Source organism: Bradyrhizobium sp. CIAT3101 (assembly GCF_029714945.1).
Taxonomy (GTDB): Bacteria; Pseudomonadota; Alphaproteobacteria; order Rhizobiales; family Xanthobacteraceae; genus Bradyrhizobium.
On sequence record NZ_CP121634.1, the window covers coordinates 1,426,581 to 1,441,629 of the forward strand.

The 15,049-nt window shown below is 66.3% G+C and carries 15 protein-coding genes; 8 read left to right on the forward strand and 7 right to left on the reverse strand.

What is annotated here, in order from left to right; translation table 11 throughout:
* The first annotated feature begins 128 nt into the window (after positions 1-128).
* The 5 genes from QA645_RS06540 to QA645_RS06560 all read left to right on the forward strand — a co-directional run bounded on the left by QA645_RS06540 (position 129) and on the right by QA645_RS06560 (position 5,884).
* Positions 129-851: a hypothetical protein gene (locus QA645_RS06540; protein WP_283049007.1), complete on the forward strand. Its 723-nt coding sequence runs from the start codon at positions 129-131 to the stop codon at positions 849-851.
* 88 nt (positions 852-939) lie between these two features.
* Positions 940-1,635 (forward strand): hypothetical protein, encoded by a 696-nt coding sequence (locus QA645_RS06545; protein WP_283049008.1) that lies wholly within the window; start codon positions 940-942, stop codon positions 1,633-1,635.
* A gap of 133 nt (positions 1,636-1,768) precedes the next feature.
* Entirely contained in the window at positions 1,769-3,511 is a 1,743-nt protein-coding gene (locus tag QA645_RS06550) for a hypothetical protein (RefSeq protein WP_283049009.1), read from the forward strand.
* Positions 3,512-3,521: 10 nt separating this feature from the next.
* The gene (locus tag QA645_RS06555; protein ID WP_283049010.1) at positions 3,522-3,989 is read left to right on the forward strand and encodes a hypothetical protein; all 468 of its coding nucleotides are present in this window, start codon (positions 3,522-3,524) and stop codon (positions 3,987-3,989) included.
* 2 nt (positions 3,990-3,991) lie between these two features.
* On the forward strand, positions 3,992-5,884 hold the full coding sequence (locus tag QA645_RS06560; protein WP_283049011.1) for a hypothetical protein: 1,893 nt from the start codon (positions 3,992-3,994) through the stop codon (positions 5,882-5,884).
* Positions 5,885-6,015: 131 nt separating this feature from the next.
* Here QA645_RS06560 and QA645_RS06565 read toward each other — a convergent pair whose 3' ends face one another.
* Positions 6,016-6,240, reverse strand: a complete 225-nt coding sequence (locus tag QA645_RS06565) for a cysteine rich repeat-containing protein (RefSeq protein ID WP_283049012.1) — start codon at positions 6,238-6,240, stop codon at positions 6,016-6,018.
* Between the two features lie 232 nt (positions 6,241-6,472).
* On the opposite strand from QA645_RS06565, the gene QA645_RS06570 reads away from it, so the two are divergent.
* Complete coding sequence (locus QA645_RS06570; RefSeq protein ID WP_283049014.1) at positions 6,473-6,760, forward strand: hypothetical protein; 288 nt, start codon at positions 6,473-6,475, stop codon at positions 6,758-6,760.
* 50 nt (positions 6,761-6,810) lie between these two features.
* Here the strand turns inward: QA645_RS06570 and QA645_RS06575 are convergent, their stop codons facing one another.
* The 5 genes from QA645_RS06575 to QA645_RS06595 form a co-directional block, all read right to left on the reverse strand.
* Positions 6,811-8,730, reverse strand: coding sequence for an ATP-binding protein (locus tag QA645_RS06575; protein WP_283049016.1), 1,920 nt, complete (start codon positions 8,728-8,730; stop codon positions 6,811-6,813).
* The gene (locus QA645_RS06580) at positions 8,727-9,398 is read right to left on the reverse strand and encodes a response regulator transcription factor (RefSeq protein WP_254128204.1); all 672 of its coding nucleotides are present in this window, start codon (positions 9,396-9,398) and stop codon (positions 8,727-8,729) included. Before QA645_RS06580 ends, QA645_RS06575 begins: the two co-directional genes overlap by 4 nt.
* 78 nt (positions 9,399-9,476) lie before the next feature.
* Positions 9,477-12,170: a DUF2235 domain-containing protein gene (locus QA645_RS06585; protein ID WP_283049018.1), complete on the reverse strand. Its 2,694-nt coding sequence runs from the start codon at positions 12,168-12,170 to the stop codon at positions 9,477-9,479.
* A gap of 257 nt (positions 12,171-12,427) precedes the next feature.
* A complete protein-coding gene (locus QA645_RS06590; RefSeq protein WP_283049020.1) occupies positions 12,428-12,679 on the reverse strand; it encodes a hypothetical protein in 252 nt (83 codons plus the stop codon).
* A 25-nt stretch (positions 12,680-12,704) separates the two neighbouring features.
* Positions 12,705-12,947: a hypothetical protein gene (locus QA645_RS06595; protein WP_148755338.1), complete on the reverse strand. Its 243-nt coding sequence runs from the start codon at positions 12,945-12,947 to the stop codon at positions 12,705-12,707.
* A gap of 295 nt (positions 12,948-13,242) precedes the next feature.
* Here QA645_RS06595 and QA645_RS06600 point away from each other — a divergent pair, with 295 nt between their 5' ends.
* Positions 13,243-14,202, forward strand: coding sequence for an AraC family transcriptional regulator (locus tag QA645_RS06600; protein WP_283049023.1), 960 nt, complete (start codon positions 13,243-13,245; stop codon positions 14,200-14,202).
* Positions 14,203-14,209: 7 nt separating this feature from the next.
* Here the strand turns inward: QA645_RS06600 and QA645_RS06605 are convergent, their stop codons facing one another.
* The gene (locus tag QA645_RS06605) at positions 14,210-14,443 is read right to left on the reverse strand and encodes a hypothetical protein (RefSeq protein ID WP_283049024.1); all 234 of its coding nucleotides are present in this window, start codon (positions 14,441-14,443) and stop codon (positions 14,210-14,212) included.
* Between the two features lie 123 nt (positions 14,444-14,566).
* Between QA645_RS06605 and QA645_RS06610 the strand changes: the two genes are divergently transcribed.
* Positions 14,567-15,028: a DUF6314 family protein gene (locus QA645_RS06610; RefSeq protein WP_283049026.1), complete on the forward strand. Its 462-nt coding sequence runs from the start codon at positions 14,567-14,569 to the stop codon at positions 15,026-15,028.
* Positions 15,029-15,049 lie beyond the last annotated feature (21 nt).

The following is a 15,049-nucleotide window of genomic DNA, read 5'->3' on the forward strand; positions in this document are numbered from 1 at the left end:
TTCGGCTTTTTGGCCTCGTCGCCGCAGGCTTGGTGATTGTCGCCGCAAAGGCACACTCAAGCCTTATTTCGTGCCCTTTTGCCGGGCACCGTTGACAACATCGTGAAGCGGTTCTTCCGGAGAGACGTTTGTCCAGAGCCATCACCCTCATTGTGCTGACCTGTTTCCTCGTCCTCGGCGCCGCCACCACTGCCATCCTCGGGCGCGACAGCGTGCCCAGCGTCAGTGCCGAGATGATCACCCAGGCCCCGCCGAAGCCGCTCGCCGCCAATCGCGCCGCCAAGGCCGACCGGCTGGTTCCGACGCTGGCGCTGGCGTCGGCCGCGATCGATCCGGTGCAGGTTCCCGCCGACCGGCTGTCCCAGGCCCCCGTGCTGACCGAGCCGCTGCGCCAGGCCTTCGCCGCGGCAACCCCGTCCGATTTCCCGATGCCCAAATCGGCTTCATCGGCCAGCGCGAACGAGGCGCCCGCTCCTGCGGAAACCACCGCCGCCATCGAGGCTGCGCCGAAGCCGAAGCCCGTCGCAAAGCCGCAGCCGCAAAAGACCTATTCGCTGCTCTCCGAGGTGCAGATCGCCGGCATCAGGGATCGGCTGAAGCTGTCGTCGTCGCAGGAATATTACTGGCCTTCGGTCGAGTCGGCGCTGCGCAACGTCGTCCGCAAGATCTCGGCGAACAAGCTCTCCAATCCGAACGGCCCGAACGTGCAGATCGATCCGAACTGCGACGAGGTTCAGCAGTTGAAGTCAGCCGCAATGCCGCTGCTGTTCCAACTGCGTGACGACCAGAAGGAAGAAGTGCGCAAGCTCGCCCGCATCATCGGGCTCGAGAAGGTCGCGCAGCAGATCTGAAGCTAGAGTTCCTCAGAGGAACCGCGCGCTCATCAGGAACATCCGGTAATCGACAGGCGTTGCCCGCTCCAAACAGGGAGTGGGCCAAATGCGCGCCTCGACAGCCTATTTCGTCGGTGCCGGATCGATCGTCGCCGCTATCGCCATTGGTCTCGGCGGCGGCATCGTCGCCGGCAATATCATGCATCCGATCGCGCCCAAGCAGGGCCCGGACACGAGCAAGATGGAACGGCGCGCGGAAGCCGCCAAGCCGGCCACAACGAGTGCGCCGTCGGAGCGCGTGCAATATCTTACGGGATCGCAATCCTTCGGTGCGATGATCGCGGCGCCGGCACAGGCGCAGGGTGACGCCAGGCCTGAAGTTAAGCCCGAAACCAAGCCTGATGTGCCGACCACCCAGGCAAGCGCTGAACCCGCGGCAGCGCCGCCTCCGCAGACGACGGCCGCGGTCGAGCCGCCCAAACCGGCTCCGCCGCTTCCGCAGGCGACAAAACCCGTCGAGCAGCAGTCTTCGACCGAACCGGCATCTTCGCCTGACAACTCCTATGCCAAGGCCAGGGAGTCTGACGTGAAGCGTGCCGCGTCCGAGCGGCGGCGTGCGGAACGGCACGAACGCTGGGCCGAGCGTCGCCGTTACGACACGCGCGATGCACGCGGCGGACGCGATCAGACCGATTGGGATGATGTCGCGCGCAACGTTCGCGCGGATTCCGATAGCCGTGATGTCGTCGTCCGCCGTCCGCGCGGTGGCTTCGCGTTGTTCGGTCCTGACGACGACGACTAGCATCCGACCGGCACGTCGCCGCGCACGCGAACGTGAGCGGCGGTTCGTTCGAGGGCAGCGCTTGCCTTAATTTTCAACTTCCGGATGATCCCTGCGCAAGGCATGATCGACGCAGCCAGCCAGAGGCCGCGTCATGGGAGTAGCGCTGCTAGCTTGGGGACGCTTCTTCGGGCCGCACGGCGAGCGCGTGACCGTGCCGGCGCCGGTCGACGGGCGCGGCGCACCCTGGCTGCTCGATTTCCTCGCCACGCATGTCCGCGCGCTGCGCGATGTCGGCTTCACCGCGATCCAGTTGCCGCCGACGTCGAAGGCGCAAGGCGGAGCGGGGCCCGGCTGTGACGGCTATGGTGTGTTCGATCCCCGCGATATCGGCAGCAAGAGCCAGCAAGGCTCGGTCGCCACGCGCTACGGCCCCAAAGCTTCGCTGACGCGTCTGGTCGCCGTCGCGCATGCCTGCGATATCGACGTCTATCTCGATCTCGTTCTGCATCAACGCAGCGGCGAGAACGGCGGTCCCGGCGTGTTCCGCTATCTCGGCGCGGACGGGCAGACGCTGAACGGACGGCACACCACTTCGCCCTCATGGTTTCGCGGCGTGCCGCCGGACGATCTGCCCGATGATGACGTGCCGAGCCCGCCCAACGATTTTCCGTTCGGTCGCGAGCTGTCCTACCAGCGCTGCCGCCCGCCGCGCGTCACGATCGAGGATGCGCTCGACTTCGGCGAATGGGTGTTCCGCACCACCGGCGCGGACGGCGCCCGCTTCGACGACGTCAAGGGCACCTGGGCGCCGTTCGTGCGCGAGTTCATGACGCACGGCGTGATGGCGTCGAAGTTTTTCTATTCGGAGTATTTTGACGGCAATCGCGCCATCCTCAACGGCTGGGCGACGCAGCCGCCGCTCAATGGTCGATCTCTCGTCGCCGACTTCCCGATGCATTGGGCGCTGCAATCCGCCTGCGATGGCGGCAATGCGCGCGTGCTTGATGGCGCCGGCTACACCAGCTGGCGTGCCGATCTCACCTGCACCTTTGTCGACAATCCCGATACCGACACCTCGCCGGGCCAGCAGGTCATCAGCAACAAGCTTCTGGCTTATGCCTTTCTGCTGTCGATCGAGGGCTACCCGTTTGTCTACGGCAAGGACTACTTCCCGCCCGACGTCTGGCCCGGCGCCTACGGGTTGAAGCCATGGATCGATAATCTGGTCTGGATCCACGAGCATCTCGCCAATGGGCCGACCAGCGGCCGCTTTCTGGATGACAAGGTGATCGTGCTCAATCGTACCGGTGCACCCGGCCTGCTGACCGCGCTGAATTTCGACACCATGAATGCGCGTACGATCAGCTGCCAGACCGCGTTCGGAGCCAATGTCCAATTGCATGACTACAGCGGCCATCATGCCGATATCCGCACTGACGGAAACGGCGTCGCGACTTTCACGATCCCGAGCAACGCTTTCAGCAAGGGACAGAGCTATCTGTGCTTCTCGCGTGCCGGCCTGAATGTCGCGTCGATCAGGCATCCCCGTCACACCACGCAAACGATCTTCGGCGCCGCCGATCTCGACACGCTGCCGGCCACCAATGCCGAGACCGAGACCGCGCGGATCTGGGTGGAGCAGGGCAGCAAGATCACCCTCAGGGTCAGTCTCGATCGCCACGGCGTGTCGCCAGATGGCTCGCTCAAGGTCACCGTCAGCGATGCGCACGGGCACAGTGTGGTCGAAGCCGTGTGCAGCGGCGACCATGTCAGCGCGGCCGGAACGGCCGGCGCGACCGGCGAGCATCATATTCGCGTCGCGGGCCGGCAATTGCCGGAGCACGGCGCGGCGTTTTCGATCGACGTCACCTACCTTGCTCCACAAATCGTTTGAGAGGATTGCCATGTCATTGCATTTGTTGTGGACGTCCGCCGACAGCCTGATTGCCGCCTTCGCGCTGTCCTTCGTTGTGCCGGGGCGGCATGCGCTGCCGCTCGCGCTGATGTTCGGCCTGTGCGACGGGCTCGGCTCGGCGCTCGGCATCAGCGTGCCGCTTGCGGGTGGGCTTGGCGCGATGCTGCTGATGGCGTGGGGCGCGGCGCTTTTCGTTGGCCTGCCCATTGCGCAACGCCTGTCGAACGCGCCGGGCTGGCTCTATGTCCTGCCGCCGCTGCTGGCGATCGACAATGTCGTGTCACGTGCGGGCGACGCGCCGGTCCTTGCGGCGCTGTCGAGCGCGATCATGGCCGGGCTCGGCTTTGCCTGCGGAGCCGTCGTGCTGAACGGGGGCCGCGCAGGCTTGCGCAACGCGCGACCGCTGGCTGCGGCCTGCCTGATTGCAGCCGGAAGCCTGCTTGCCTGGGGAGCCTGACCATGGCCGGCTCCGTCACCACCCGCAGCTATGATCTCGCCAGAACCGGCGCGAATAATGCCGAGACCGTGCTGACGGCGACCGCCGTCCGCACCAAAGGCATCGTCAAGCTCTTCAGCATTCCCATTCCCGACGATCCCCGGCTCGAGGCGCAGCCGCTGGCCGTCGGCGGCGTGCATACGGTCGATGGCAAGACCCGCGACCTGATCTTCCAGGCCACCATGGGCAACTGGGTCTACGCTTTCGATGCGGTGACCGGCGAAAAAATCTGGGCGACGAATCTCGGCCGCCCCATCGTCGGAACGCCTGCCATCGATGGCCACATGACCAATGTCGATTGGGGAATCCTCTCGACCCCCGTGATCGACGAAGCGGCCGGCATTCTCTACGCCTGCGCCTGGATCAGCGACGATGGCAGCGTGGCCAGGGCCCAGCATTTTCTTGCAGCGCTTCGGATCCGCGACGGCTCGAAGGTGCATGACAAGCTGTTGAATCTGGAAGGCGCGGTCTATACCCCGCCGGGTGGCTTGCCCGTGCAGAAATTCGTCTCGATCCAGCGCAAGCAACGCAGCGCACTGACGCTGACGCGTAACCACGTGCTGATCCCCTTCGGTACGGTCAGGGAGACCTCGGCGGCGGCGCGGGGCTGGCTGATCGCGGTCGACGTCCAGGCCTGGCATATTGCGGCTGCATGGTGCTCCACCGTGACCGGCTCCGGCGGCGGGCTGTGGCAGAGCGGGGCCGGCCCCGCCATTGCCCCCGACGGTTCGATCTATGTCATCACCGGCAACGGCGCGTTCTCGCCGCAGCAGGGCGATTTCGGCGAGAGCGTGGTGCGGCTGGCCTTGCACACCGGACCTCTCGCGCATTTCGAGGTGCTGTCGTGGTGGACGCCGTGGACGGATGCCAACCGTGTCGGCGCCGCGGCTGCGGCGCTGCTCGATGACGACGACGACGATGCGCACGCGCTGCCGTCGAACGTCTCGCTGACCGCGGTGATCGGCCACGCCAAGCGGATGGGAATGACGCTCACGCCGCTTCATGCGCGCGAGTTGGCGCATGTCGCGGTGACGTCCGGGCCCGACCCGATGGATGCGCAGATCGCGGCGGCCGTGGCGCATCACTTGGCGGCGATGAAGGAATCGGCGTGGAGCGACCAGGATTTCGGTTCGGGAGGACCGGTCTATGTCGGATCGGCCAACGCCGTGCTCGCGGCGGGCAAGGACGGCATTCTCTACACCGGTAACGCCGCGGCGCTCGGCGACACCCAGCCGGGCGATCTTCAGGCCGGTCACTTTGCCGCCAACTATGCCAAGCTCAAGATGCCGCCGATCCTCTATACATTCTTCGATCCCGCCGTGCCGCCGGCGCCGGCCTCGCCGATGCAATTGAATCTGTATCCGGGCGGCGCGACGCGGCATCTGCATGGCACGCCGCTGCTGTTCTCGTCCACGACGCATGGCGTGATGCATATCGTCGGCGGCGAGAACAGCGCGCTGCGGGCCTGGTCGATCGCGGCCGACGGGACCTCGACCTATCTCGCCGGATCGAACGAGATCGCGTCGCCGCAATCGCCGCGTCCATCGGGCGGCATGCCCGGCTGGAGCATCACGCTTGCCGCCAACAACGGGGCTGACGCCATCGTCGTCGCGATGGTCCCCTACAAGGACAGCAACATGATGCTCAGCCCCGGCCGCTTCCTGGTCTATGACGCGCAGAATTTCGCGACCAATCCGGACGGCTCGCAACGGCTCCAGGTGATCTGGGACAGCGAGAACTGGGGCCCAGAGCACGCCTTCATGCATCCCAAGTTCAACCGTCCGATCGTCTGGAAGGGCCGCATCTATCGCCCGACCTATAATGGACAGCTCGACGTTTATGGACTGACGAACTAGGGCGGCTCGATTCGCGAGTCCGAAATCGTAGGGTGGGCAAAGGCGCAAGGCGCCGTGCCCACCAATAGAAGGGGTGGGCACGCTGTCGCTTTGCCCACCCTGCGATTTTGCTCATGTGGAAAGATCGCGCTTCAGCCGCCGTGCGACTCCACCACCTTGCGGCAGCTGTCCGAAAGCTTGGCCTTGTTCTCGCGCAGGCAGGCGTTCATCTGCGGCGGCTTGCCGATATGCTCGGCGCAGAATTTGCCCGCATCGCTGCGGCAGGCCATCTGCTCCTGCGGCGTGGGGCCGGATTGCGCCGTGGCGGGAACGATGGCCGCGGCGAGCAGAAAGGCTGCGAGTACCGAAATTTTCATGAGGCATCTCCTCGGGAATGTCGTTGTCGGCTTGGGATCAAGCGGGCCGGACCATCTCGCGGAGATCCATGGCCGGTCCATGCCATGTTCATGGCATCGGCGCGGCGGCTCGCGCATCGCACCCCCATCTTCATGGCATGTCTTGGCGCATCGTCTTTTGCCATTGAGGCTGCACGTCGGCTGCGAGACCCGGTGACTGCATCGGGCGCCGAACGGGAAGCAGGAGAGCAAGATGTCGAAAATGGGAGCGCTGAGCGCCGGGCTGACGATGATGATGCTGGCGGGTGCGGCGATGGTGTCGCTGGGCACGAGCCCGGCGCAGGCGGTGGTTTATTGCAAGACGGTCGGCGTGCCCAAGGGTTGCGTGGTGCGGCCGGTCGGAGCGGTGGTGGTTGCGCCAGGCGCACCGGTTGCAGCCGCGGCCGTGGCCACGCCCGGCGTCGGTGCGCCCGGTGTCGGCGTCCGCGCCGGCACGCCCATGAATCGTGGCGGTCCGGTCAATCGCGTCGGCGTGCGCTGAGCCTCCTTCCTCACCTCGCCCCGCAAGCGGGGCGAGGGAGAAGAAGGACTTCAGCCCGTGGCCGCGTCGCTGTCGGGAAAGACCTGCGGCAATTGCAGCTGCACGCGCGTGCCCGAGGCATCCGAGCTCAGATCGAGCACTGCGCCGCAGCGCGTGGCGCGGTTTCGCATGTTGCGCAGGCCGCGTGCGCTCTGGCTCGCGCCCGCGGCTTCGCAATCGTCACCAAGCACAAAGCCGCGACCGTCGTCGGCGACGCTGATCACGCCGTACGGTCCCTGGCCGTCGTCGCGCGTCTCGATGGCAACGGCGATGTGGCGCGCAGCCGCGTGCTTGACCGCATTGGTCACGGCCTCGTCCAGGATGCGCACGATCTGGATGACGTGCCAGGGCCGCAGTTCGGGATGCAGCGGCAGGCCCTGCGGCGTCGCCACGCGCCAGTCGAGCGCGATGTCGTGCGGCCGCAACTGCATCGCCGCGCGTTCGCGCCAGGAGCCGAGTGCGAGCATGAGGTCGCCACCGATGTCGTCCATGGAATCGATGACCAGACGCAGATCCTTCAGCGCGGCGCGCGCCGCATCGGTGATGGTCGCGCCCTCCTGCCCGCGTTCGGAGAGCGCGACGATGCTGATCAACTGGCCGCCGAGGCCGTCATGCAAATCGCGCATCAGCCGCGTGCGCTCGTTGGCGAGGGCTGCGGCCCGCGCGCGGGCCTCCTCGCGGGCAAAACTTGCCTTCAGCCGCTCCTCGGCCTCGCGCACGCGCGCGACCAGCTGGCCGGCAAAGCTGTCGACCTGGTTGAGCGCGCGGGCGAAGCGCCAGGTCAGCCCGGCGCCGATCGCAATCAGCAGCGCCGAATAGGACAGCCGCGAGACGAAGGTGCGCTCGTTGGGCATGATCTCGAACACCGAGAGCATATCGTGGACCCAGCAGGTCAGCACGATGGTGGCCGCGCAGCCGAGCGCGAAGCTCGCCACGTCCTTGCGCTTGAGCACGGCGTAGGCCGCGATGCCGGCCATCAGGACCAGGCAGAACCCGACCGTCGGGATGCCCAAAAGCAGGAAAAGAATGCGCGGCAGCGGCGGACCCGCGATGAGGCCGCCGGCGATCACGATGAGTCCCGGCACGAACAGCAGCGCGCCGTAGCGCGGCCAGCGCCAGCCGAGGAAGAGCACTGCCGACACCACAATCAGCGCGCTCTCGATCGGTGCGGACGAGAGCAGCACGCCGGCGAGCCGGGACGAGGTGGCCGGCGGCACCGGCGGCGTCAGGAAGGCCTGCACCACGCCGAGCACCATCGCCAACGCCAGCACGCCATAGACCGGCTCGTGGCGCCGCATCAGCCACATGATGGCGAGGATGACGGCCAGGATCGACTGCCAGGCCGAGAACACCACGGGCAGCGTGACGAACAGCAGCGTGCGCGTCTCGTAGGCCGGGCGCAAGGCGGCATCCGGGCCGACATAGACGGTGTCGAGAAACCCGCGCAGCGGTCCCCATACGAACAGCCGGATAGTGATGTCGTTGCTGCCGTCGTGCAGCAGCGATGGCGGGATGACCGCAATCTCGGGCGTGTTGCGGTCGGGCCGGTTGGCGGTGGGATCGCGCCGGGAGTCCAGGATCGCGACGCCGTTGACCGCGATCTCCGCGCCGTTGCTGAAGCGCGGCAGGAACACCGACCAGGTCGTACCGGCGGCATCGGGCTTGAAGATGAATTTGCCCGAATAGAGCGGCGGATCGGCCAGCGAATAACGCGACGCCGTGAAATGCGGCAGCGTCACGGGCCGCGTCGTGCCGGCCTCGTGCAACGAGAATTCGCCCACCGCAAAATCGTCGGGATCGTGCGGCTCCAGCAGCCGCAGCCCGAGCATGGTGGCAAGCACGATCAGCGCCTGGAGCAGCAGATACGGCACGATGCGCGCGAGCCGCAGCCTGTGCCGCGAGACCACGGCCTTCGCGGCAATCTCGCTCACAGCTTGATCAGGCCCTGCTGGACCGCTTCGAACACGGCTTCGCTGCGCGTGTGCACCTCGAGCTTGCGGTAGATGTTCTTGATGTGGCCGGGCACGGTCTGCCGGGACAGGCCGAGATGGCTCGCGATCTCGGCGTAGCTGAAGCCCTTGGCAATGCCCCAGAGGATGTCGATCTCGCGCGGCGTGAGTTTTGCAGTGTTGAGCACGGGCCCCGGCGGGGGCTCGGCGGAGTTTTGCGTTCGCCGCACGATGAAGCGCGCGATCGAGGCCGAAATCGGCGAATGCCCGGCGACCAGATCGCGCACGGTGGTGGCGATGTCGGTCGGGAAGGCGTCCTTGAGCAGATAGCCGGTGGCGCCGACGGTGATGGCGGAGATCACGCTTTCCTCGTCGCCCAGCGCCGAGATCACCATGATCTCGGTGTCCGGAAAGCGCCGTCTGGTCTCGCGGATCAGCTCGACTCCATGGCCGTCGGGCAGCCGCAAATCGGTCAGCAGCACGCGCGGCGCGCCGCCAGCAAGCGCACCGCGGGCCTCGCCGAGCGAGCCGGCCGTGCGCACCTCGTATCCGGCCTTCACCAGCGCGTCCTGAAGACGCCAGCAGGTCGGTGCGTCGTCTTCGACGAGGAGGATGGTGATGGCCTCACCGGTCTCGCCCTGGTCCGTCATGATCATGGTCCCGGCCGCGCGTCCCCCGCGGCGCGCGAGCCAAGCTTAGCCGCGGCGCCACGTGCGCGACACCCATAATCATGGGGGCGGGGGCGCTGGCAACCGCTGGAGCCGGATCGTCGCCGTTCCGCTGTTGTTTTTGTAGAACTGGACGCGCCGGCCCTGGACCGGCAGGAGCCAGCGCGGCGCGTGCCGCGTGGAGATGAATCGCGGGAAGAGCTGGACGGCGTCGTTGACGTAGAAGAACAATTCGCCGGCCTCGGGCGCCTCGAATTCCGCGACGAACAGCTCGGACAAGCCCTGCTTGCGCCAGAGCGCGCGCGCCGCCGGCAGCGCCGCTTCCGGGATCGGCTCGAAATCCCCGAACGGTTTCCAGACGCGATTCAATTCGCTGCCCGCTGTCTTGAACTCGGCGGAGTCCTCGACATGGATCGGGTAGTTGTTCTTGCTGTCGTCGTCATAGGCCGGCACCGTCGCGTTGACGCGCCGCGGCAGCTCGCTCGCCGGCACTCCGTTGATGGCCTGCAGCGGCAGATCGTATGATCCGCGCGCGCCGATCCGCACGACCGGCTGGAACCAGTTCGCGCCCTGAAGCCGCAGGATCGGAACGGCCATGCGATGGGTCAGATCCGGCGGGGTCGTGAATCCGTTCAGGCCGGTCATGATGGTGCGGTCGAACCACGGATCGGCCATTTGAATCCAGACGCGGTATTTGCGGCCCTTCTCGACCGCGAGGCGGCTTGGCCAGCAGAAATGGCTGACGTCGAACAATTCGCCGTCGCGCGCCGTCACCGGCGTGTCGCCGATGGCACGCGTCGAGGCGCTGCTCTTGCAGAAGTCGCCGACGCCCGCGCGCCATTCGAGATAGCCGCGCGACAGCAACAGCACAGCGGAGCCGAAAATGGCGATCAGGAAAATGCCCGGCATCAGCACGTTGGTGAAAGCCATGCGCACCGGCCAGGCGTGCAGTCGCATCCAGCGGCCGATCGCGAGCAGCCAGCCGGATTTGCTGACCCGCTTTCGCGAGGCCATCCGGTCGGGCCGGTACCAGGCCAGGCGCGCGCGTTCCTGGATGCTGTCGCGCAGCGCCGCATTCCTGTTCCACGCGATCAGGATGATGATGACGAGGACCGTGGTGACGAAGGGATAATACAGCGCGATCGCAAGCCATGGCGCCGCGTAGGACGGCAGCACGCTCGCGAGCAGATCGGCGAACGGCTTGACGACCGTGCTCGTGCCGTTGTCGATCGCCGTGATCACTTTGAGCAGCGTGGTGTCTTCGAGACCGTGCTCCTTGGTCGACCCTACGACGGAGCGCGCGATCCACGGCCATGCGACCAGGACGCCGAGCGCGATCAGCAGCGAGAAATAGGCGAAGCGGCGCCACCACACGGTGTCGAGAACCTGACGCGCCATCTCGGGATTCGGCGGGCTCATCGCCATGAAGGCGTCGGCTTCGGCCGCCCTGTGGCCATCGCCTTCTCGTTTCGCGTAGGCGGACCTCATGGCCTTGCGCGTTTCGTCCCGCGTCAGCGGCAGCACCTGTCCATCCGGCAGCAGCACCCTCGCATTGGCCGGAAGCATCAGCGGCGCATAATTGTCGCAGCCGTGCAGCATGCGCTCGACCACGCCGAAGTGCACCACCGGCGGTCCGCCATCTTCCACGCGGTCGTGGATCGGTCGCGGACCGTAGCGGTACAGCACGCCGGCCCCGCTGCGCGAATCGTGGATCGGCCCGATCGCCGACTGATATTGGCGGAAGTGCTCGATCGTGCCGTCCTGGAAGCGGAGCTGGTCGCCGAGTTGCTCGGCCATCCACACCAGCGGCACGAAGGACAGCGTGGATTCCGGATAGCCGCCGCCGATGTCGGAATGGACGCCGGCGAACCACACCTCCTTGACGATTTGTCCCTCGGCAAGGCCGGCCTGGTCGATGCGCAGCGGATGGAAGGTGGTACGTTCGTCGTCGAGCGCGAGCGCATGACAGGCGTGCTTCACCTTGTCGGAGAGCCGGTAGTTTCGGAACGAGATCGGCCAGATCGCCCAGTCGATCGCGACACGGAGCTCCTCGATCGGAACCCCGAACGCCTCGACCGTGTCGAACAGTCCGAGGAATTCGATTCGGACCTCCTTGCGGCCGTCCATGGCCTCGCGAACCTCCGCATAGGAGCGCTGCCGAAAGACGAGTTGATAGAGATAGATCAGCACGTCGCGGATCCAGCGCACGATCCAGATCGTCGGCAGGCTGTAATAGCCGACCGATTGCTTGCGATACGCCCGCCACGCGGCCATCGTGTTGCGCTGCATCTCCGCATGCGACACGGCGACCTTGTCGATGACGGCCGGCACCAGCCCCTGGCTCGCGATCAGCGCCGCCAGCGTGCGCGCGGTGAAGGCGCCGCGGCTGAAGCCGAAGATGTAGATCTCGTCGCCCTCGCGCCAGTTCCAGCACAGGAAGCGATAGAGCTTGCGGACGTTGGCGGGCACGCCGATGCCGGTGGCACCGTCGAGGGCGGCGAGCGGCGCCCAGCCGGCGGTGCCGACACCCTTGATGTAGTAGGCGATCTGGTCGGGCTTGGTATGGTCGAGCGCCTCGTAGAGGCGCCAGACGCTGGATTCCTGGGTGGTGAAGGCGTTGCCGGTGCCATCGGCGAACAGCACCAGCTTGCGGGGCGCACGCGCGTCGGCCGCATTCGTCGTGGCATTGGAATCTTCGTGCGTTTGGTCCGGCCTTGCGGGACCGCCATGCAGCGCCCTGTCGTGGTGCGTCATGGGCTCCTCCGAAAATCCAGTTGGGATGCTTAAACCTGCCCGGGCGGCATCCTTCAAAATTCAATCAGTGGTTTTGTCGTGAATGAATGGATGTATTTCGCCCATAATCGCGCTGAGGTAGCAAGGACGATTGCGCCGTTTCGCTGCGGCTGTCTATGATCTCCGCCACAATCGGCAAAAGAAATGCCCGGGCAAGCCCGGGCATGACTCCCATCTGCGAAGCGGCCGCTCTTGCGAAGCGGTGGTGTGGTCGGCTCTTACCTGCCGTTGCCGCGGCAGGCCCCGCCAGGGCCGATATGGTAGCCGCGCGGGCAGGCATGCGCGGCGGGGTTGGCGAAATTGCGCAGGCAGCCGCCATAGGGGCCACGGTGCCAGCCGGCGCCGCAGCCGCCGGCGACCGCGATGACATAGCCATTGCCTTGTGCGCCGAACGGCGCCAGCGGCATGGCCTGGGCCGAGCTGACGATTGCGCCGAGCGCGAGCGCCGCGGCAAACACGGTTCGTATCATGCGTCTTGCTCCCTGATGTCTGCGGTCAGTGGGTGGCTGCGAAAGCGATGCCGGCGCGTACTTCGGTGATCGCCTGGTCGATCAGCCCCAGCGCCCGTTCGCGATGACCGCCCTTGTTGGGCTCGGCCTTGACCAGCTCGGCGCGGGCCGATTGCAGGATCGCCACCGCCTCGTCCATGTGCGGTTGCGCGCCGAGCGCGTAGCCGATGCAGAGGCTGGTTGCGATGGCGCCGCCGAGCACGAGGCTGCGGGGTAGAGAGGTTCGCATGTCGTTGTCTCCTCCAGCGGGCGTCAGGCTGGGGCCGCCCGGTTGCCCGGACGCGATTCGCGTGTGGCGGGATGTCGCATCCGCAGCCTGAATAGGATGGTGGCGTGCGGCTCGTCTTGGACTGTCCGGCGCCCGCGGCCTTGCCGCTTGGACTGACCGGCGCAGCTTGAATCGGGTGACGGTACTGGTAGCCTATGACCGTCGGCCTTCAGCGCGGGTCCATCCGCGGCTTGCAAGGCTCAGTCGTTTTCTGCGCGATTTTTTCCGAAAAAGCTTTTCCCGGAAGTCCTTGTCGATGTCCGTCATCAGGAAGTCGCTCTCGACCGCGATGCTGCCGCAGGACTTGTCCGACCGGCAGCGCTTCATCCGTTTCGCCGAGCTGTTCGAGCATTTTTCCAACACCGGCGAGCTCGATCCGGCCTCCGACGTGCCGTTTCGCGCCGCCATGAACTCGATCCATATCGGCACCACCATGCTCGGCCGCTGCGACGGCAGCTTCGTCACGGTGCGGCGGGAAAAGCGCCAGGTGATCGAGACCGGCGATGACCGCTTCTGCCTCGCGCGCAACACCGGCGATCTCTCCTCGCAGGTGATCCATCGCGGCCGCGAATTCACCATGCGGCCGGGATCGATGGTGTTGTTGAAGCTCGACGAGCCGTTCTTCGCTGCCGACGGCGCGAGCCAGAAGCGTTTCACCAACGTGCATCTGCCGGTCGATTCACTGCGCGCGATGGTCACCGACGTCGACGACCTCGTTGGCTGCGAGCTTGAGCCCGGCGGCGCGCTGTCGCTCGTGATGGACTACAGCGATCTGCTGCTTCGTCATCCCTCGGCCGCCGACGAGGCCGGCATGGCGATCGCGTCCCATTTGCTCGATCTCGCCGCGATCGGCCTGGGTGCCCGCAGCGACGTTGCGGCCGCGGCACGACGCCGGGGCCTGCGCGCGGTACGGCTGAAGGCCGTGCAGTCGATTCTCGACGCGCGCTTCCACGAGCCGGATTTCTCCGCGCAAAAGCTCGCCACTGCCGCCGGTCTCTCCGAGCGCTACGTCAACGAGCTCTTGTTCGAGGCGGGCGCGAGCTTCACCACCCGGCTGACCGAGTTGCGCCTGCGCAAGGCGGCCGACCTGCTCGCCCATCGCGAGGGGCGCATCAGCGACATCGCGTTCGCCTGCGGCTTCAATGATCTGTCGTATTTCAATCGCTGCTTTCGCCGCAGGTTCGGCCTGACCCCGACCGCGGCGCGGGGCAAGTGAGGCGCGCCTAAGGCGTCTCCACCCTCGGCGGCGGATATCGGCGCGCCAGCATCGACAGCGGCAGGCGCCGCTCGTCCAGCGGCAGCTCCAGCCAGGCCAGCACTAGCGGCCGCTTCCAGTCGCCGACACCGAACTCCATGTCGACCCATTTCTGCGGCTCGGGCCCGTCGAGGCCGCGGACCCAGACGAAATAGCGGGGCGAATCGTCGGCGCCGGTGTCCGTCGTCGGTCTCCTGGCCATCACTTGCTCACTGTCTCGACACGCATTATCGCAAGGATATAGGTAGCGGCGCCGCAAAGTCGAACGCGGGCCCCGCGGATTTTGCGAAACCACGAAGCGGCCGGACGCCTGGGTCCAGAGCACATGAACGAAACCGTGATCGATGCTTGGGATGATGCGTCGCAGGTGATGACGCGGCTGGCGGGGCGCTGGTCGTTCGACCGGGTCATCGCAGGTCAAGGGAGCATGCGGGGTCTTGCGACCTTCACGCCGTTGGGCGCGGAGCGCCTCGCCTATCGCGAGCAAGGACGCTTGAGGCTCCAGAACGGCACCGAGCTCGAAGCGGAGCGGGAGTACGTCTTCCGCGGGCGCGACCGGGGATTCGAAGTCTTCTTCAAGGAGACGCCGCCACGGCTATTCCACGCGATTGAGCTTGCTGCATCCGATGGTGGCGCTCTGAACGGAAGCGCCGGCCATCTGTGCAATCTCGACAATTATCAGTCGACCTACACCTTCCTGGCCGATGGTGGCTTCGTCATTCGTCACGTCGTGTCGGGTCCGCGCAAGGACTACACGATGATCACGACCTACACGCGGGCCGCGTGAGGCTCGGGGATCGCGACAATC